16 protein-coding genes are annotated in these 16,636 nt (G+C 71.7%); 8 read left to right on the forward strand and 8 right to left on the reverse strand.

Going from position 1 to position 16,636, the window contains the following annotated elements:
- Window positions 1-46 precede the first annotated feature (46 nt).
- On the reverse strand, window positions 47-667 hold the full coding sequence (locus ACWBNA_RS03740; RefSeq protein WP_482702224.1) for a GNAT family N-acetyltransferase: 621 nt from the start codon (window positions 665-667) through the stop codon (window positions 47-49).
- A gap of 133 nt (window positions 668-800) precedes the next feature.
- Between ACWBNA_RS03740 and lon the strand changes: the two genes are divergently transcribed.
- Window positions 801-3,224 (forward strand): endopeptidase La, encoded by a 2,424-nt coding sequence (gene lon, locus ACWBNA_RS03745; protein WP_482702226.1) that lies wholly within the window; start codon window positions 801-803, stop codon window positions 3,222-3,224.
- A 111-nt stretch (window positions 3,225-3,335) separates the two neighbouring features.
- Here lon and ACWBNA_RS03750 read toward each other — a convergent pair whose 3' ends face one another.
- Window positions 3,336-4,103, reverse strand: coding sequence for a lysozyme (locus ACWBNA_RS03750; protein ID WP_482702445.1), 768 nt, complete (start codon window positions 4,101-4,103; stop codon window positions 3,336-3,338).
- Between the two features lie 342 nt (window positions 4,104-4,445).
- Here ACWBNA_RS03750 and ACWBNA_RS03755 point away from each other — a divergent pair, with 342 nt between their 5' ends.
- A complete protein-coding gene (locus ACWBNA_RS03755; RefSeq protein WP_482702228.1) occupies window positions 4,446-4,958 on the forward strand; it encodes a MarR family winged helix-turn-helix transcriptional regulator in 513 nt (170 codons plus the stop codon).
- A 25-nt stretch (window positions 4,959-4,983) separates the two neighbouring features.
- Here ACWBNA_RS03755 and ACWBNA_RS03760 read toward each other — a convergent pair whose 3' ends face one another.
- Window positions 4,984-5,772 (reverse strand): hypothetical protein, encoded by a 789-nt coding sequence (locus tag ACWBNA_RS03760; RefSeq protein ID WP_482702230.1) that lies wholly within the window; start codon window positions 5,770-5,772, stop codon window positions 4,984-4,986.
- Between the two features lie 366 nt (window positions 5,773-6,138).
- On the opposite strand from ACWBNA_RS03760, the gene ACWBNA_RS03765 reads away from it, so the two are divergent.
- Genes ACWBNA_RS03765 through ACWBNA_RS03785 form a run of 5 tightly spaced genes read left to right on the forward strand, consistent with a single transcriptional unit; the run spans window position 6,139 to window position 11,788 of the window.
- Window positions 6,139-8,973: a sensor histidine kinase gene (locus ACWBNA_RS03765; RefSeq protein WP_482702232.1), complete on the forward strand. Its 2,835-nt coding sequence runs from the start codon at window positions 6,139-6,141 to the stop codon at window positions 8,971-8,973.
- On the forward strand, window positions 8,970-9,479 hold the full coding sequence (locus tag ACWBNA_RS03770) for a roadblock/LC7 domain-containing protein (protein WP_482702234.1): 510 nt from the start codon (window positions 8,970-8,972) through the stop codon (window positions 9,477-9,479). The genes ACWBNA_RS03765 and ACWBNA_RS03770 overlap by 4 nt, the downstream gene beginning before the upstream one ends.
- Window positions 9,476-9,895, forward strand: a complete 420-nt coding sequence (locus ACWBNA_RS03775; protein ID WP_482702236.1) for a DUF742 domain-containing protein — start codon at window positions 9,476-9,478, stop codon at window positions 9,893-9,895. The genes ACWBNA_RS03770 and ACWBNA_RS03775 overlap by 4 nt, the downstream gene beginning before the upstream one ends.
- Window positions 9,876-10,511, forward strand: coding sequence for a GTP-binding protein (locus tag ACWBNA_RS03780; protein WP_482702238.1), 636 nt, complete (start codon window positions 9,876-9,878; stop codon window positions 10,509-10,511). The genes ACWBNA_RS03775 and ACWBNA_RS03780 overlap by 20 nt, the downstream gene beginning before the upstream one ends.
- 14 nt (window positions 10,512-10,525) lie before the next feature.
- Window positions 10,526-11,788, forward strand: coding sequence for a styrene monooxygenase/indole monooxygenase family protein (locus ACWBNA_RS03785; RefSeq protein WP_482702240.1), 1,263 nt, complete (start codon window positions 10,526-10,528; stop codon window positions 11,786-11,788).
- Here ACWBNA_RS03785 and ACWBNA_RS03790 read toward each other — a convergent pair.
- From ACWBNA_RS03790 to ACWBNA_RS03805, 4 genes are all read right to left on the reverse strand, one after another.
- The gene (locus ACWBNA_RS03790; protein ID WP_482702242.1) at window positions 11,752-12,897 is read right to left on the reverse strand and encodes a C40 family peptidase; all 1,146 of its coding nucleotides are present in this window, start codon (window positions 12,895-12,897) and stop codon (window positions 11,752-11,754) included. The genes ACWBNA_RS03785 and ACWBNA_RS03790 overlap by 37 nt on opposite strands.
- Window positions 12,898-13,000: 103 nt before the next feature.
- Window positions 13,001-13,294: a hypothetical protein gene (locus tag ACWBNA_RS03795; RefSeq protein WP_482702244.1), complete on the reverse strand. Its 294-nt coding sequence runs from the start codon at window positions 13,292-13,294 to the stop codon at window positions 13,001-13,003.
- A gap of 12 nt (window positions 13,295-13,306) precedes the next feature.
- Window positions 13,307-13,960 (reverse strand): TetR/AcrR family transcriptional regulator, encoded by a 654-nt coding sequence (locus ACWBNA_RS03800; protein WP_482702246.1) that lies wholly within the window; start codon window positions 13,958-13,960, stop codon window positions 13,307-13,309.
- A gap of 109 nt (window positions 13,961-14,069) precedes the next feature.
- Window positions 14,070-15,008 carry an AurF N-oxygenase family protein gene (locus ACWBNA_RS03805; RefSeq protein ID WP_482702248.1) on the reverse strand — a complete coding sequence of 313 codons (939 nt, stop codon included), beginning with the start codon at window positions 15,006-15,008 and terminating at the stop codon, window positions 14,070-14,072.
- A gap of 153 nt (window positions 15,009-15,161) precedes the next feature.
- Here ACWBNA_RS03805 and ACWBNA_RS03810 point away from each other — a divergent pair, with 153 nt between their 5' ends.
- Complete coding sequence (locus tag ACWBNA_RS03810; protein WP_482702250.1) at window positions 15,162-15,965, forward strand: hypothetical protein; 804 nt, start codon at window positions 15,162-15,164, stop codon at window positions 15,963-15,965.
- A gap of 33 nt (window positions 15,966-15,998) precedes the next feature.
- On the opposite strand, the gene ACWBNA_RS03815 is transcribed toward ACWBNA_RS03810, so the two are convergent.
- Window positions 15,999-16,505, reverse strand: a complete 507-nt coding sequence (locus tag ACWBNA_RS03815; protein ID WP_482702252.1) for a DUF3291 domain-containing protein — start codon at window positions 16,503-16,505, stop codon at window positions 15,999-16,001.
- Between the last annotated feature and the right edge of the window lie 131 nt (window positions 16,506-16,636).

Raw genomic sequence — 16,636 nt, forward strand, 5'->3', positions numbered from 1 at the left:
AGGGAATGCCCAGGAATGCCCAGGTGGTGTGTTCGCGTCGGAACCGTCAGCCGCGGCCGCCCGGGTCGCTCGTCGCCTCGTGCACGTCGCCCCGCACGCGCGCGTGCAGGTGCTGGTCGTGCCAGCCGTCCGCGTGCAAAGGGGCGCCGCGCATGGTGCCCTCCAGGGTGAACCCGGCCTTGGCGGCGACGCGGCAGGACGCCGGGTTGGCCACCGAGTGGCACAGCGTGAGCCGGTGCAGGCCCAGGTCGTCCAGGGCCCACCGGCTGAGGCGCCGCGTGGCCGCCACGGCGACACCGGCGCCGCGTCCGGCGGGCAGCACCCAGTACACGATCTCGGCACAGCCGCCCTTGAGGTCGATGCCGGTCCACCCGGCCAGGCCGACGACCTCGCCGCCGTCAACCGGCGCGACCGCCCAGACCGCGGCGGTCTCCGCCGCCCAGCGCTCGTGCATCCGCTCCACGCGCACGCGTGCCTCGTCCTCGGACAGCGCGGGCAGGAGGTTCCACTGACTGATCGCCGGATCGTGACCGGCGGCGACGAGCGCACCGGCGTCCGCGGGCCGCCATGGCCGGAGCTCCAGACCGGTATCGGGAAGGTCGAGGACCGGTTGGGCGTTGTCGCAGATGCGGCCGGCGGGGACGACCGGAGGTATCGGATCGACCATCGGCGCATCATGACATGCCTGGTCAGACGGCAGTTGGCCGGTGATCGCTCACAGCGAACGCGGGCCGGGGAACAATCCCGGCCCCCTGCGCATTGAGTCGGCATAGCTCAACTTGACTGCCGAAGGGGAGATCATGGCTGCTGAGTCCACGGCGTTCACACCGCTCGCCCTGCCCGTGCTGCCGCTCGACGACGAGGTCGTGCTGCCCGGGATGGTGGTTCCGCTGGATTTGAACGACGCCGATGTGCGCGCCGCGGTGGAGGCGGCCCAGGCCGCCGCACGCTCGGAACCCGGGAAGCCCCGGGTTCTGCTGGTGCCACGCATCGACGGGACCTACGCGAGCACCGGAGTGCTCGGCACCGTCGAGCAGGTCGGCCGGCTGGCCGACGGCGACCCGGGTGCGCTGATCCGCGGTCGTGACCGCGTGCGGATCGGTGCCGGAACCACGGGGCCGGGTGCGGCGCTGTGGGTCGAGGGGACGAGGATCGACGAAAGCGTGCCCGACCCGCTGCCCGGTCACGTCACCGAACTGGTCAAGGAGTACAAGGCCCTTGCCACGGCCTGGCTGCGCAAGCGCGGTGCCTGGCAGGTCGTCGACCGGGTGCAGGCCATCGACGACGTGTCCGCCCTCGCCGACAACTCCGGTTACTCGCCCTTCCTGACCACCGAACAGAAGGTGGAGCTCCTGGAGACGGCCGACCCGGTCGCCCGCCTGAAGCTCGCCACCCAGCATCTGCGCGACCACCTCGCCGAGCAGGACGTTGCCGAGACCATCGCCAAGGACGTCCAGGAGGGCGTCGACAAGCAGCAGCGCGAGTTCCTGCTGCGGCGTCAGCTGGAGGCCGTCCGCAAGGAACTGCGCGAGCTCAACGGCGAGCAGGAGGGTGAGGAGTCCGACGACTACCGCGCCCGGGTCGAGGCCGCCGACCTGCCCGAGAAGGTCCGCGAGGCCGCCCTCAAGGAGGTCGACAAGCTGGAGCGGTCCAGCGACCAGTCGCCCGAGGGCTCGTGGATCCGGACCTGGCTCGACACCGTCCTCGAACTGCCGTGGAACGAGCGGACCGAGGACCAGTACGACATCCAGGGCGCCAAGGAGATCCTGGACGCCGAACACGCCGGCCTGCAGGACGTGAAGGAGCGGATCACCGAGTACCTGGCGGTACGCAAGCGCCGGACCGACCGAGGGCTGGGCGTGATCGGCGGGCGCCGTGGTGGCGCCGTGCTCGCGCTGGTCGGCCCGCCCGGCGTCGGCAAGACCTCGCTCGGCGAGTCCGTCGCGCACGCCATGGGGCGGAAGTTCGTCCGGGTCGCCCTCGGTGGCGTCCGGGACGAGGCCGAGATCCGCGGTCACCGCCGTACGTACGTCGGTGCGCTGCCCGGCCGGATCGTCCGGGCCGTCAAGGAGGCCGGGTCGATGAACCCGGTCGTGCTCCTCGACGAGATCGACAAGGTGGGGTCCGACTTCCGGGGTGACCCGGCCGCCGCCCTCCTTGAGGTCCTGGACCCGGCGCAGAACCACACCTTCCGGGACCACTACCTGGAGGTGGAGCTGGACCTGTCGGACGTCGTCTTCCTGGCCACCGCCAACGTGCTGGAGGCCATCCCGGAGGCGCTGCTCGACCGTATGGAGCTGGTCCGCCTCGACGGCTACACCGAGGACGAGAAGGTCGTCATCGCGCGCGACCACCTGCTGCCGCGTCAGCTGGAGCGGGCGGGACTGGAGAAGGCCGAGGTCACGCTCGACGAGAGCGCGCTGCGCAAGCTCGCCGGCGAGTACACGCGCGAGGCGGGCGTCCGCACCCTGGAGCGGTCGATCGCGCGCCTGCTGCGCAAGATCGCGGCCCAGCACGAACTGGGCGAGCGGAAGCTGCCGTTCACCGTCGGGGACGAGGATCTGCGCGCCCTGATCGGCCGGCCGCACCACGTGCCCGAGTCCGCCCAGGACCCGGCGGAGCGCCGCACCGCGGTGCCGGGCGTGGCGACGGGCCTCGCGGTCACGGGAGCGGGCGGTGACGTCCTGTTCGTCGAGGCGTCGCTGGCCGACCCGGAGACCGGCGCGGCGGGGCTGACCCTGACCGGCCAACTGGGTGACGTGATGAAGGAGTCGGCGCAGATCGCGCTGAGCTTCCTGCGCTCGCACGGCGCCGAGCTCGAACTGCCGGTGGCCGACCTGAAGGACCGGGGCGTGCACATCCACTTCCCGGCGGGCGCGGTGCCCAAGGACGGCCCGAGCGCGGGCGTCACGATGACGACGGCGCTGGCGTCGCTGCTGTCGGGGCGTCTGGTCCGTACGGACGTGGCGATGACCGGCGAGGTCTCGCTGACCGGTCGGGTCCTCCCGATCGGCGGCGTGAAGCAGAAGCTGCTCGCCGCGCACCGGGCAGGGGTGACCACCGTCGTCATCCCGAAGCGCAACGAGCCCGACCTGGACGACGTCCCGGCGGAGGTGCTGGACAAGCTCGACGTCCACGCCGTCACGGACGTCCGCCAGGTCCTGGAGCTGGCGCTGTCCCCGGCGACGAACGGGGCCGAGCCGGAGGTTCCGGTGGCGGCGTGACGGACGCTGCCGGATGAGGCGAGGCCCGGGTCCCTGTGAGGGAGGCCCGGGCCTTTGCCTGTCCGCCGTCTGTCCGTCCGTAGGCCGGTGTGTCGGTCCGTCTGCCCCGGATCAGCCGTTGGCGAGGCCGACGACCCGGTCGAGGGGGCCGTTGAACCGGTCGTGGTCGCCGACGGTCGGGCCGGACGATGTGTACTGCCACATGGTGTGGCTGCTCCAGCCGGCCGGCAGGGTCCCCACGGACGACGCGTACCGTGCGATCCACAGCGGGTTGGCGGCGGCGAAGCCGGAGTAGTCGCCGGTGCACTGCACCCACCAGTTGGTGGCGGTGTAGATCACGGCGTCCCGGCCCGTGCGCGCCTTGTACTGCTTGAGGAAGCCGCGGATCCAGGTGACCATCGCGCTGGGGGTCTTGCCGTAGCAGGCGTCGCCGTACGGGTTCCACTCGATGTCGAGCACGCCGGGCAGCGTCCTGCCGTCCTGGGACCAGCCGCCGCCGCGGTCGACGAAGTAGTCGGCCTGCGTTGCGCCGGACGTGGTGTCCGGGGTGGCGAAGTGGTACGCGCCGCGGATCATGCCGACGTTGTAGGAGCCGTTGTACTGCTGGGCGAGGTAGGGGTTCGTGTAGTACGTCCCCTCGGTCGCCTTCGCGTAGGCCCACCTGACCCCGCTGCCCCACAGCGTCGGCCAGTCGACGTTGCCCTGATGGCTGGAGACGTCGACGCCCTCGGTCTGGGCGGCGCGGGTGGCGGCGGGGACGCCGCTCTGGCCGTCGTGGGCGAGGACGCCCATGCCCATGTGGGCGGTGCCGCGGGCCGGACCGGGGGAGGTCTCCGCCGAGGCCGGGGCGGTGAGGGCGAGAGGCAGGGCGGTGAGCAGGAGGCCGGCGAGGAAGCGACGCCGGGGACGGCGGGGGCGGAGGGCGCGCGATGCGCGGAGTGAACCGGGTCTGAGCACGTACACAGCGTGCCTGGGATGGCTCGGTGGTGCTCGGTGACAGGGGGAGGCGGGTGACGGGGCATGACCCGCCCCCGAGCAAGCTACTGGCGCGGACATGCCAATCAGGGGCTTCGTGAACACGCTACGCGCGGAGAACTCCAGGCCGGAAGGAGGCCCGGACGCTGCCGTTGGGCCGACCCTGCGAAATACTGGCGGAGCTGCGGCGATGAAGGCGCTCGGCGGAGACTTTCAGGACCGGGGAAAACCGAGGCAGGGGCTGACGTGCACGAAGACGGAAACGGCGCCGGACGTGGAGTCGCGTCCGGGGGTGCCCCCTCTGGGGGAGTGTCCGCGAGCGGTGTGGACCAGCCCGCGTTCCTGGCGCTGGAGCGCGAACTGACCGTCCTGCTGCGGCGTGCCCGTGCCAACCAGGGCGAGATGGCCCGCGAGGTCCACCCCGACCTGGAGTCGGCGGCGTACGGCCTCCTCGTCCGCCTCGACGAGTTCGGCCCCCAGCGCGCCACCGAACTCGCCGCCTACATCGGCGTCGGCAAGGCGACGATGTCCCGCCAACTGCGCGCCCTGGAGGACCTCGGCCTGGTGGCCCGGGAACCCGACCCGGCCGACGGGCGGGCCTGGCTGGTCGCGCTCACCCAGGAGGGCCAGGACCGGGTACGGCGGGTGCGCGAGGCCCGTCGGGCGCGGTACGCGGGGCGGCTCGCCGACTGGGATCCGCGCGAGGTGGGGGAACTGGCGCGGTTGCTGCACGAGTTGAACCGGGGAATGGAGAAGTAGGGGCGGATCCTCTGGCGAGTCCGCGTCACAGCTCCACGTACACCACCGTCGCGTCGTCATGCGTCTTGCTGCGGCCGAGGAACTCCCGGGCCCGCGCGTCCCCCCGCTCCAGCTCGCGCACCCGCTCCACGAGTGCCCCCGCCCCCTCCTTGCGTACGAACGTGAAGCAGTCCCCCCAGTCCCCCTCCCGGAACCGCTCCACCCACCGCGTCGCCCCGTCCGTCAGGGCGGCCAGCGCGCGCACCTCCGAGCGCCGGCGCGTGCCGGTCACCGCCCGCTCGGCCACCGACGGATCCGCCGCCGCCGTGAAGAAGCCGCCCTCCTTGTTGCGGATCGTGGCGTCGACCAGGGCGTCCGTCGCGAGGGCGGAGCGCGGGAGGCGGGAGAGGCGGTCGTCCAGCTCGGCGGTCACCGTGCCGTCGGGGGACTCGATCAGCAGCGCCGAGTCCGACAGGACCAGGTACTCCACCGACTCCTGCGACCAGCGGGCCACAACCACCGTCGCCTGCGGGGTGCGTGGGTGAGAAAGATCACAAGTGGTGTGATGGGCCTCGGCTGTTCGAAGAATCGCCCGCGAGAGGATCTCCGGCAGCGTCAGATCTCGGCAGGAAACGGACAGTTCGGTCAGCGCTCCGCCGAGGCGGGACGTGAACCAGGGCACCGAATGCAGACAGCCCGTCGCGTCCCGCGGAGGCGTCACGCCGTCCAGGGCTACGAGCACGCCGCCCAGCCCGGAAGCCGGTAGGGCGACGCCGGCGAAGTCCTCGTTGGGGCGGGCCGGATCGCCGGGCTCCGAAACAAGTTCCGTACGCATCAGGCCAGTCTGCACGAGCCCTTCACAAGGTGCGCAGAAGTGTGGCATCAGTCGCCGAATTTATGCAGCCGCGCAGGTCAGGCGCCTGGTTTGGGGTGGAATGGTTCGCTCCGGGAAGGCGTGGCGGCGAATACTGCCACCGCCCGCCGCCGACGTCCAACCGGCCCACCGCCCAAGGGCACGGCGGAAGCCGGAGGAACTTGCCCGCCAACTCCCGTCCGAGGTTCACTCCTTCGGGTGGCGGGTATAGCGATGCGCGGCCACCGCCCACCGGCACTGGGAGGGTCGGGGACCGTACTGGGCGTACGCAGAGTCGACGCCCGGTGACGGAGCGTAACCCGGCCCATGGGTACTCACGAGTCAGGAATGCGAGCACCGGTGCAGAAGACGCGGCCTCGTCGTACAGGCAAGAAGGCGGCCTCCGAAAATGGCGTGGAGCGCACGCCCGGCACCCCCGCCCCCGGTCCGTCCGGCACTCCGAGCACCGCCGTCGGCAAGGGCCGGCCCACGCACGTACGTACCCGGCTCATCCTCGCGGTCACCGTCGTGGCCGCCGCCATCGCCGGGGCCGGCGTGCCTTCCCTGGTCACCGCCTCCGGGGAGCTCAGCGACTCCCAGGACCTGGTCACCCTCGCCGGGCAGACCCAGGACGCCCTGGCGCTGGCCCACTCGCTCGCCGACGAGCGCGACGAGGTGACGCCGTACATCGCCGCCGGCCGCCCCAAGTCCAAGGCGCCCAGCGAGCAGCGCAGCGTCCGCGTCGACCGGCAGGTGGAGGAGCTGCACGCCGACACCGACCTGCCCGCCGGGCTGCGCGACGACCTCAACGGCATAGCGGCCGTCCGCCGGGCGGCGCTCAGCGGCAAGAGCAGCGCCCTCGAAGCCCACCAGGCGTACTCCGCCGCCATCACCGACCTGCACCGGCTCGCCGAGCGACTGGCCGAGCAGCTGCCGCCCCGCGCCGGCTCCGGCGGGTACGCCCTCGCCGAGCTGGACTCCGCCGTCCAGCAGGCCGCCGCCACCCGCGGACTGCTCCTGGCGGCCCTCGCCGTGCCGACGACGACACGGACCGTGATCGACCCGATCACCGGCTTGCCGGCCACCGAGACCACCTCCTCGGGCGCCGACGCCAAGCAGCGCGCCGCTCTCGTCGCCGCCGCCCAGCAGGCGCGCCTCCGCTCCGACGCCGCCCTCGCGGACTTCGCCGACACCGCGCCCGCCGACGCCAAGGCGCGCTACGACGCCACGGTGACCGGCCCCGAGGTCAACTCCGCCGAGAAGTACCTCGCCACCCTCACCGACCAGCCGAACCTGTCCGACGGCGAGCTAGCCACCAGCGCCACCAAGGTCGACGCCGCCCTCTCCGCCCGCATCGACGCGATGCGCGGCGCGGAGGCCGCCCTCTACGACCGCCGGGTCAAGGACCTCGCCCAGCTGCGCGACGACGACGTCACCGCGCTGGAGATCCGCATCGCCGTCCTCGGCGCCCTGATGCTGCTGGCCGTCGGCATCGCCACCGCCATGGCCCGTACGCTCACCCGGCCGCTGTCCGTCCTGCGGCGCGGCTCGGCCCGCCTCGCCGGGGCCGAGGACCCGACCGCCGAGGAACCGGTCGCCTTCACCGGCCGCAACGACGAGTTCGCCCAGGTCGTCCGCTCGGTCAACGCCCTGCACGCGCACGCGGCGGCGCTCGTCGAGCGCGTCTCCACCCTGGAGGCCGACCGCAAGCACCTGGTCGGCCAGCGGCAGAAGATGGCCGACGCCCGCGAGCAGCTCCAGGCCGAACTCGCCGAGTCGGCCGCCCACCTGGAGCGGCTGCGCACCAGCATCGGCGCCACCTTCGTCAGCCTCGCGCTGCGCACCCTGGGCCTCGTCGAGCGGCAGCTGGCCGTCATCGAGGGCCTGGAGGAGCGCGAGCAGGACCCGGAGCGGCTCGCCACGCTCTTCAAGCTCGACCACTTCGCCACCGTCATGCGCCGGCACAGCGAGAACCTCCTCGTCCTCGCCGGCACCGAGCACGTCCAGCAGACCGCCGGCCCGGTCCCGCTCGTCGACGTCGTGCGCGCCGCGGTCAGCGAGATCGAGCGCTACGAGCGGGTCCGCATCGCCGCCCTGCCGCCGCACGCCCACATCGCCGGGTTCGCCGCGGACGACCTCTCCCACCTGCTGGCCGAACTCATGGAGAACGCCACCTCGTTCTCCCCGCCCGACCGGCCCGTCGAGGTCTCCGCCTGGCTCCTGGAGAGCGGCGAGGTCATGCTGTCCGTCCAGGACGAGGGCATCGGCATGACCGGCGACCGCCTCACCCAGCTCAACGCCCGCCTCGCCGACTTCGACCCCGAGGCGACGTACGACTCCTACGACCAGGACGACGAGGAGGGCCTCGGTCTCGGCCTGTACGTCGTCGCCCGCCTCGCCCACCGGCACGGCGTCCGGGTGCAGTTGCGCGAGCAGAAGCAGGGCGGCATCGCGGCCGTCGTCGTCCTGCCGAAGACCCTGCTGGCGCCCGCGCCGACCGCCGCCGTTCCGTCCGCGTCCTCGACCGTGGGCGACGGCGGCACGCACACCTTCTCTCTGCCGGGCGCGGACGCGGAGGTCAACTCCAACGTCCTGCACGGCCGTTCGGAGCACGACGACCCACTGGTCGCGCTCGCGGAGACGGTCGTACGGCAGCGGGAGGGGGAGAGGGAGGCTCCCGTCGAGACCACGATGGAACTCCTGATCCCCGAACCCACCGCAGCGGGCGACGACAGCGCTGCGGCCGGCGCCGACGAGACCGCGTCCCTCGACGCCGAGGCCCAGTCCCGCGACGTCGAGGCCCAGTCCCGCGACGTCGAGACCGAATCCCTCGACGCCGAGGCCCAGTCCCTCGACGTCGAGGCCGAATCCCTCGACGTCGAGACCGAGACGGAACACGAGCGAGTCCCCGACGAACCGGAGGAACTCGTCACGGACAAGGGGCTGCCCAAGCGCACCCCGAAGATCACCGCCCCTGCCCCAGCGCAGCGGCAACGCGGCGGTTCCGTGGACGCCGAAGCGCTCCGCCGCCGCCTGGGCGGCTTCCGCCGGGGGGCGGAGGCCGGCTACCGAGACGTAGAGACGGAGATCTCCGAACAGACGGGCCAGAACAAGGCGCCCGTCAGGGAATCCGCAGCATCCGAAGAAGTCACGGGGGGCACAGCCGAGGAGGCAAGCAGTTGACCGCGCCCAGTACCTTCGGACTGAGCCGTGAGGCCCGCAATCTTCATTTCCTGCTGACCAATCTCGTCGAGGAGGTGCCCGGCATCCGGTCGGTCGCCGTCGTCTCCTCCGACGGCCTGCTCCTGCTCTCCTCCGACCCCGGCCGCAACGCCGAGGCGCGAGAGCCCCGGGAGGACAAGCCCACCGGCCCGCGCGGCTCCTCCGCCGACCTGGCCACCATCGTCTCCGGCGTCGGCAGCCTCACCATCGGCGCCGCCAGGCTGATGGACTCCGGCCCGGTGAAACACACCATGGTCGCGATGGACGAGGGCAGCCTGTTCGTCATGTCGATCAGCGACGGTTCGCTGCTCGGTGTGCACGGCGCCGCGGACTGCGACATGAGCGTGGTGGCGTACCACATGGCGCTGTTCGTGGGCCGGGCCGGCCACGTCCTGACGCCCGAACTCCGCAGCGAGCTGCGGCAGTCCCTGGAGCACGAGTCGACGCCGACGGGGAGCACCCGATGAGCAGTACGCCGAACAGGCTCCCCGTGCGCGGCTTCGACCGCAAGCCGGCCCGCGTGCGCCCCTACTCGCTCACCGGCGGCCGTACCCGCTTCGGGCACGTCCTCCTCGTGGAGACGTTCGTGGCCACCACCGCCGCGATCGAAGCCGCCGAGGAACGCAGGGAACTGACGAACGGCTCCCTCCACACCCGGGTCATGCCGGAGATGCGGGCCATCGTCGAACTGTGCCGCCGTATGCGCACGGTGGCCGAGATCGCCGCACTGCTGAAGATGCCGCTCGGCGTGGTCCGGGTGCTCCTCAGCGATCTCGCGGACCAGGGAAAGATCCGCGTGTACGGAACAGGAACCGGTCACGGCACGGGGCGGCCGGACCGGGCTCTGCTGGAAAGGGTGCTGAGTGGACTCCGTCGTCTCTGACGCCGTTGGCGTCTCCCCGCTCCTCGACGAAGAGGGGCCCGAACAGCCCTGGCAGACGGACCGCACCCGCGCCCCGATAGCCACGAAGATAGTCGTGGCGGGCGGCTTCGGCGTCGGCAAGACCACGCTGGTCACCGCCGTGTCCGAGATCACGCCCCTGCAGACCGAGGCGCTGATGACCGAGGCGAGCGAGGAGCACGACGACCTCACCGGCACGCCCGGCAAGCTGACCACCACCGTGGCCATGGACTTCGGCCGCCTCACGCTCGACGACGACCTGGTGCTCTACCTGTTCGGCACGCCGGGCCAGCAGCGGTTCTGGTTCATGTGGGACGACCTGGTGCGCGGCGCGATCGGCGCCGTCGTCCTCGCGGACACGCGGCGCCTGAAGGACTGCTTCCCCGCGCTGGACTACTTCGAGAGCTGCGGACTGCCGTACGTCGTGGCGGTCAACCACTTCGACGGCAGCGAGCGGTTCGAGCCGGAGGACGTGCGGGAGGCATTGACGATCCCCGCGCACATACCTGTAATGATCATGGATGCGCGCCGCCGGATTTCGGCCATCGAGACCCTCCTGGCTCTGGTGGGCCACGCGCTGGACGTCACACCCGAGTAGGAGAACAGCCCCGTATGCGGAAGATACTCGTCGTCGGAGCCGGTCAGTCCGGACTCCAGCTCGCCCTCGGACTCCAGTCGAACGGGTACGAGGTCACCCTGATGTCCAACCGGACCGCGGACGAGATCCGTACCGGCCGGGTCATGTCGACGCAGTGCATGTTCCACACGGCACTCCAGCACGAGCGCGATCTCCAGCTGAACTTCTGGGAGTCCCAGGCCCCGAAGATCGAAGGACTCGGCGTCTCGGTCGCCGCCCCGGGCTCCTGGGAACAGGGCCCCGCGGCACGCGCGATCGACTGGGTGGGCACGCTCGACGGGTACGCGCAGTCGGTCGACCAGCGGGTGAAGATGGCCGGCTGGATGGAGACGTTCGCCCAGCGTGGCGGCCAGCTGGTCATCCACGGCGCGGCGGTCGGCGACCTCGACTACTTCTCCCGTACGTACGACCTGGTGCTGGTCTCGGCGGGCAAGGGCGAGCTGGTGTCGATGTTCGCCCGCGCCCCCGAGCGGTCCCCCTACAGCGAGCCGCAGCGCGCCCTCGCCGTCGCCTACGTCCACGGCCTGGGTCCGCGCCCGGAGCACCCGGACATGGAGGCGGTCCGCTGCAACCTGGTCCCCGGCGTCGGCGAGATGTTCATCATGCCGACCTTCACCACCTCCGGCCGCGCCGACATCCTCTTCTGGGAGGGCATACCCGGCGGGCCGCTGGACGTCTTCAACGGCGTCAAGGACCCGGCGCGGCACCTCTCCCTGACCCTGGAACTCATGGAGAAGTACCTCCCCTGGGAGTACGCGCGCGCCACCAAGGTCGAGCTCACCGACGCGGGCGGCACCCTGGCGGGCCGTTACGCCCCGACCGTCCGCAACCCCGTCGGCCGGCTCCCCGGCGGTGGCCTGGTCCTCGGCGTCGCCGACGTGGTCGTCGCCAACGACCCGATCACCGGGCAGGGCTCCAACTCGGCGTCCAAGTGCGCGGCGGCGTATCTCGCGTCGATCCTGGAGCGCGGGGACAAGGAGTTCGACGAGGAGTGGATGCGGGCGACGTTCGACCGGTACTGGGACACCGCGCAGCACGTCACCAAGTGGACGAACGCGATGCTCGCGCCGCCGCCGGAGCACGTGCTGAACCTGATCGGGGCGGCGGGGCAGCTGTCGCCGGTGGCTGATCGTTTCGCCAACGCGTTCGACGACCCGGCCGACTTCGAGAACTTCTTCTACGACCCGAGGAAGACCGAGGGCTACCTGATGGAGGTCTCGGGGGCCGCGGGCGCGTAGCCCTCGTCCGATCCCTCCAGGGCGTTCTCGGGGAGCTCAGGCGGTGTGTACCGCCGCAGGGGCTCCCCGTCCGGATCGGGCCGCACCGCCCCGAGGACCGGGTTGGCCGCGATCGGCGACACCTTGACCTTCGCGCCCGGCCGCGGCGCCTGCACCACCATCCCGTCGCCGAGGTACATCGCCACGTGGGTGGCCTCGCGGAAGTAGACGACGAGGTCCCCGGGCCGCAGTTCGTCCAGCGGGATCCGCTCCAGCTCGGCCCACTGCTCCTGGCTGGTCCGGGGGATGGGTGCCCCGGCCCGTCCCCAGGCCTGGGAGGTCAGCCCCGAGCAGTCGTACGACGCGGGCCCCTCCGCACCCCACTCGTACGGCTTCCCCAGTTGCCGCACGGCGTACCGCACCGCCCGGTCGCCCGCCGGCGTCGGCTTGCGTTCGCTGCTGAGGGCCCCGGACGCCATGAACGCGTCCTGGGCCTTCGTGATGCCGTTCTTCTCGAACTCGGCCATCGCCGCGAGCTCTTGCGTGCTGAGCGAGGCGAGCAGCTCCTCGACGTCCTTCAGACGCTGCTGTACGGCGTCCCGCTCCTTCTTCTGCCGGGCGGCGAGGGTGAGTTGGTCGTCCAGGGCCTTGCGGGCCCGGCGGGCCAGGTCGTCGGCCCGCTTCTCGCTGCCGGTCAGGCGGCCCACCGTCTCGGCGCGCTCGCGCGCCAACTGGCCGAGCACATGGCCCTGGTCGAGGGCGTGCTGGGGGTCGCGGGCGAGGAGCAGCCGGACGTAGGGGGAGAGGTCGGTGCTGTTCTGGTACTGGTGCCGGGCCAGTCGGCCGGCCGCCCTGCGGCTGTCGTGCAGCGCGAGCCGGGACCGGGACAGCGCGGTGTCCAGGCGCCTCACCTCGGCGCGCCGCTTCTTCAGCTGCTCCTCGGTGGCGTTGTACGTCTCGGTGGCCCGCTCGGCCTCCTGGTACAGCCCCTGAAGGTCCGTCAGCAGCTCGGCGACGGAGCGCCGGGCGGGTTGCGGAGGCTCGGGCGCGGCCAGGGCGGGCAGCGGCGCGAGGACGGTTCCGGCCGCCATCGCCGCCGTACAGACGAGACGCAGGAGCCTTCCTGACACGCCATCACCTCCGGTGCGGGGCAGTACTTCCGCTCCGCACCGCGAGCATGGGACGTGGGCGGCGGGTCCGCGCGCCGAGTGTGCGCGGTTCGGCGCAACGGGGTCACCCGTCGGTGGCGTCCGGCTTGGACCAGGGCCACTTGCGGCGGCCGGCCCGTCCCGTCGGGTCGTACGCGTACTTCCATCCCTGATGAAGCCCGAGGCGCTTGCTGTGCGCGCGCGGGACCCGGCGGTAGACCAGCACGGTGGGCGGGCCGCCGGCGGCGTCCGGGACGGGGATGCGGTACGTCTTGGGCGGGTGCCCGGTGGCGCCCAGCAGGACGGGCAGCACCCGTCCGTCCATGGGGCCGCCCTCGAAGGGGGTGTCTTCGCTCTTCACGGCACCAGTGTCGGCCATCCGTCGCCGGGCTCAGCCACCGGCGGCCAGGGTCTCCACCAGCGCCGAGGTCTGCGGGTCGCGCCGCGCCGTCACCGACAGGACCGCCACGAACTGTTCCACGAGCCAGTCCCGCAGCTCGCCGGCGGGCGGCTGTTTGTCCTCGTCCAGCCAGATGAGCGAGGCCGCCTCGACGGCCGTGATCCACATGCGGACGGTCATCCGCAGCCGGGGGCCGGGTTCCGTGACCTCCAGGTGCCGCATGATGTGCTCGGCGGCGGCCCGCCGTACGCCGTCCACCGTGGCCGTCGTACGTGAGGTCTCGACGACGCTGCCGCCCTGGAGGAGGGCGCTGAAACCGGCGTCGTGCTGGTCGACGAAGTCGAGGTAGCGGTCCAGGGCGCGGGCGAGGCGGGGGAGCGGGGGGCCCTCGCGCGGCTCGTCGAAGCACTTCTGGAGTTCATCGGCGGCGGACCGGAGGGCGGCCTCGTACAGCTGCTGCTTGCCGCCCGGGAAGTACCGGTACACCAGCGGGCGCGACACCCCGGCCGCCTCCGCCACGTCGTCGAGCGACACGTCCTCGGGGAGCCGGTGCGCGAAGAGCGACAGCGCGGCGTCGAGCAGCTGGCTGCGTCGCTCCTCGACGCTGAGGCGGCGGTAGGCGGGGGTGGGGGCGGAGGACGTCATGACGGGCAGCGTAACCGGCGCGCCCCCGCCGGTAACCGGGCGAACCGGTCGGTACCGGCCGAGTCGGCCGGTACCGGTCCTCCGGCCGGCCGCGTCCTGGCGGCCGCCGCTAGGCCAGCAGGCCGGAGGACTTCCACAGTCGTCGTCCGGCCCCGCGCAGCACCCCGATGTCGTCGAGGAAGTCGGTCAGCCGCTTCGCGCCCGTCTGCATGACCTCCCGCCGGTGCCCGCTCGCCTTCACCTGCGCCAGGGCCTCCCGCCGGTCCAGTCCGACGTTCGTGTAGACCTCGGGGTTCACGAACGCCACCGAGAACACCCGGGCGAACTCGCCGGAGGTGACCCGGGTGAACTCCTGCGACCACTTGGGTGCCGTCACCATCTGGCGCCGCAGCTCCTCGCGGGCGTACCGCACGTGACGGGCCTCCTCCACCACGTGGATCCGGGTCACCCCGCGGATCAGGGTCTGCACCCGCTCGTCCGGGAAGGTCAGCCGCTGCATCCAGTCGAGGACCTCCTCGCCGAGCAGGGTGGCGGTGAAGGAACCCGGGGTGGTGGAGATGGTCTTGAAGAGGCGTCCGAGGTGCTGGTGGGCCCGGCTCACCGGGTACCAGGGTGTCCCGCCGTGCGAGATCAGCCGGGCGAACATCTTGGAGTGGCGGCACTCGTCCTCGATCTCGGTGAGTGCGTACCGCACGTGCGCGCTCGTCGCCGCCTTGTCGTAGACGTGCCGTACGAGCAGCTGCATCAGGATGAGCTCGAACCAGATCCCGAGCGAGGCGAGCGCGGCGGCCTCGTGCCGTGAGAGCAGGATCCGCTGTTCCTCGCTCATCCGCTTCCACATCGGGGTGTCGTAGAGCGACACCAGCTCCGGCGGCCAGAACCACTTGCCGTCCTCGAAGGGCGCGTCCCAGTCCAGCTCCTTGTCCGGGTCGAAGGAGTGCTTGGCGGAGGAGGCGAGCAGCCGCTCGGCCACCTGCTCCCGGTCCTTGAGCAGCCCGAGCGCGTCACGCAGCCCGTCGAGCGTGTCGGCTTCGGTCAGGGTCGTCATGGCTGGTCCACCTCGTCGTCGGCCTCGTCGTGGGTTACCGGCGGTTCACTCCCGCGCGTCTTATGAGACTGCCTGTCAGCAAGCCCGTCAATCCCCCGCGCACGACTTGTTGACGCGGCGTCTACGTCCACAGGGGTGCAGTAACGTTCTGACGTGTCCACACCCACGCCGCCGCAGAGTCCGTATCCACCGCAGAACCCCTACGGCGGGCCGCCGCCGCAGTCTCCCTACGCGGCCCCGTTCCCGCAGCAGCAGCCGTACGGCCATCAGCCCGCCCCGCCCTACGGAACCCCGTACCCGCAGCAGCCGGGCGGCTGGGTCCCGCCGACCCCGAAGAAGACCAGGGTCGGGCTCGTTCTCGGCATCGTGGGCTCAGTCGTCGCCGTGATCGCGGTGGGTGTCGGCGTGAAGATCAGCGGCGGTTACCCGGCGTCCGAGTACACCCTGACACTGCCCGGGACGCTGCTGGACGGCCGTTACCGGCTGACCGAGGACCTCTCCGACGCCGAGGGCCAGGCGGTCGAGGACGAGATGGACGGTGCCTGGGACGCCAAGGTCGTCGACGCCAAGGTCGGCACCTACGGCGCGGGCGGCGACGAGACCAAGGGCGCCTTGATGATCTCGGGCATGTACGGCCAGTTCAAGAACCCCGACGGCGACCGCGACAGCATGCTGAAGGGCGCCGCCGAGGCCGAGAGCGCGAGCCTCGCCGCGTCGCCGCGGGACTTCCGGCCCGGCGGCTCGGACATCACCGTCTCCTGCGAGGTCGTCACCCAGCAGCGGCTCGGTACGACGATGACCTACCCGGTCTGCGCCTGGGCGGACGGCAACACGGCGGCCGTGGTCGCGGAGGTGGCCGCGGACACCTACACCCAGGACCCCTCCGACATCGACCTGGAGGCGGCCGCCGAGACCACACTGCGGATCCGCTCCGAGATGCGCAAGCCGGTCGGCTGACCCGAACGACCGGGCGGCTGACGCGAACAGGCCCTACACCGAGCACCCCAGGCCCTCGGGAACCTCTCCGGCCACCGGGTCCACCGCCCCCGGCGGGAACGACGTCCGCAAAGTGAAGGCGTACGGCGTAGGGCCGTTCGCCCGCAGGTGCAGCAGACGGGCCTCCGCCTCGGCGATGGTCGGGCGGTGGCCCGCCGGGACCCACCACAGGGTGGTCATCGCCTCCGTCGGGCGCTCGAACCACTCATTGCGCCGAGCGAGCATCGCGCGGTGGTCGCCCTGGTACATGAACGCCGTCAGCGCGTTCGTGTCCCGCCACACGGTCATGTTGATGATCAGCCAGTCGTCGTCGAAGACCCGGAGCTCGGTCGCGTTGCCGGAGTCGCTCTTCAGCCGCCAGACGTAACCGTCGGCGGCCTCGGCGTCCGCGTTGACGGAGTCGAGGGCGTCCACGAAGTCCTTCAACTGCGGTGAGTCCAAAGGGGCCTTGAGTCGGGAGATGTTCACCTGGGCGAGTTCGTACGTGGCGGCTGTCGTCATGGACCGAACGATAGGTCGGGAGCGTGGGGGCGGCCTAGACCCTGTCTCATCAGATGGGCATTGTCCGTCTTTCACAACCCGGTCACCGTCCGAGTGAGTACCTGTGCACCGGCGGCTTACCACCCAGAAAC

It is taken from the genome of Streptomyces sp. Q2, assembly GCF_056820935.1.

Bases quoted from the DNA above. Each gene is read 5' to 3' on its own strand.
- ACWBNA_RS03740 (WP_482702224.1), bottom strand. From the start codon at position 667: ATGGTCGATCCGATACCTCCGGTCGTCCCCGCCGGCCGCATCTGCGAC.
- ACWBNA_RS03815 (WP_482702252.1), bottom strand. From the start codon at position 16,505: ATGACGACAGCCGCCACGTACGAACTCGCCCAGGTGAACATCTCCCGA.
- ACWBNA_RS03795 (WP_482702244.1), bottom strand. From the start codon at position 13,294: ATGGCCGACACTGGTGCCGTGAAGAGCGAAGACACCCCCTTCGAGGGC.
- ACWBNA_RS03800 (WP_482702246.1), bottom strand. From the start codon at position 13,960: ATGACGTCCTCCGCCCCCACCCCCGCCTACCGCCGCCTCAGCGTCGAG.
- ACWBNA_RS03775 (WP_482702236.1), top strand. From the start codon at position 9,476: ATGAGCAGTACGCCGAACAGGCTCCCCGTGCGCGGCTTCGACCGCAAG.
- lon (WP_482702226.1), top strand. From the start codon at position 801: ATGGCTGCTGAGTCCACGGCGTTCACACCGCTCGCCCTGCCCGTGCTG.
- ACWBNA_RS03765 (WP_482702232.1), top strand. From the start codon at position 6,139: ATGCGAGCACCGGTGCAGAAGACGCGGCCTCGTCGTACAGGCAAGAAG.
- ACWBNA_RS03785 (WP_482702240.1), top strand. From the start codon at position 10,526: ATGCGGAAGATACTCGTCGTCGGAGCCGGTCAGTCCGGACTCCAGCTC.
- ACWBNA_RS03805 (WP_482702248.1), bottom strand. From the start codon at position 15,008: ATGACGACCCTGACCGAAGCCGACACGCTCGACGGGCTGCGTGACGCG.
- ACWBNA_RS03760 (WP_482702230.1), bottom strand. From the start codon at position 5,772: ATGCGTACGGAACTTGTTTCGGAGCCCGGCGATCCGGCCCGCCCCAAC.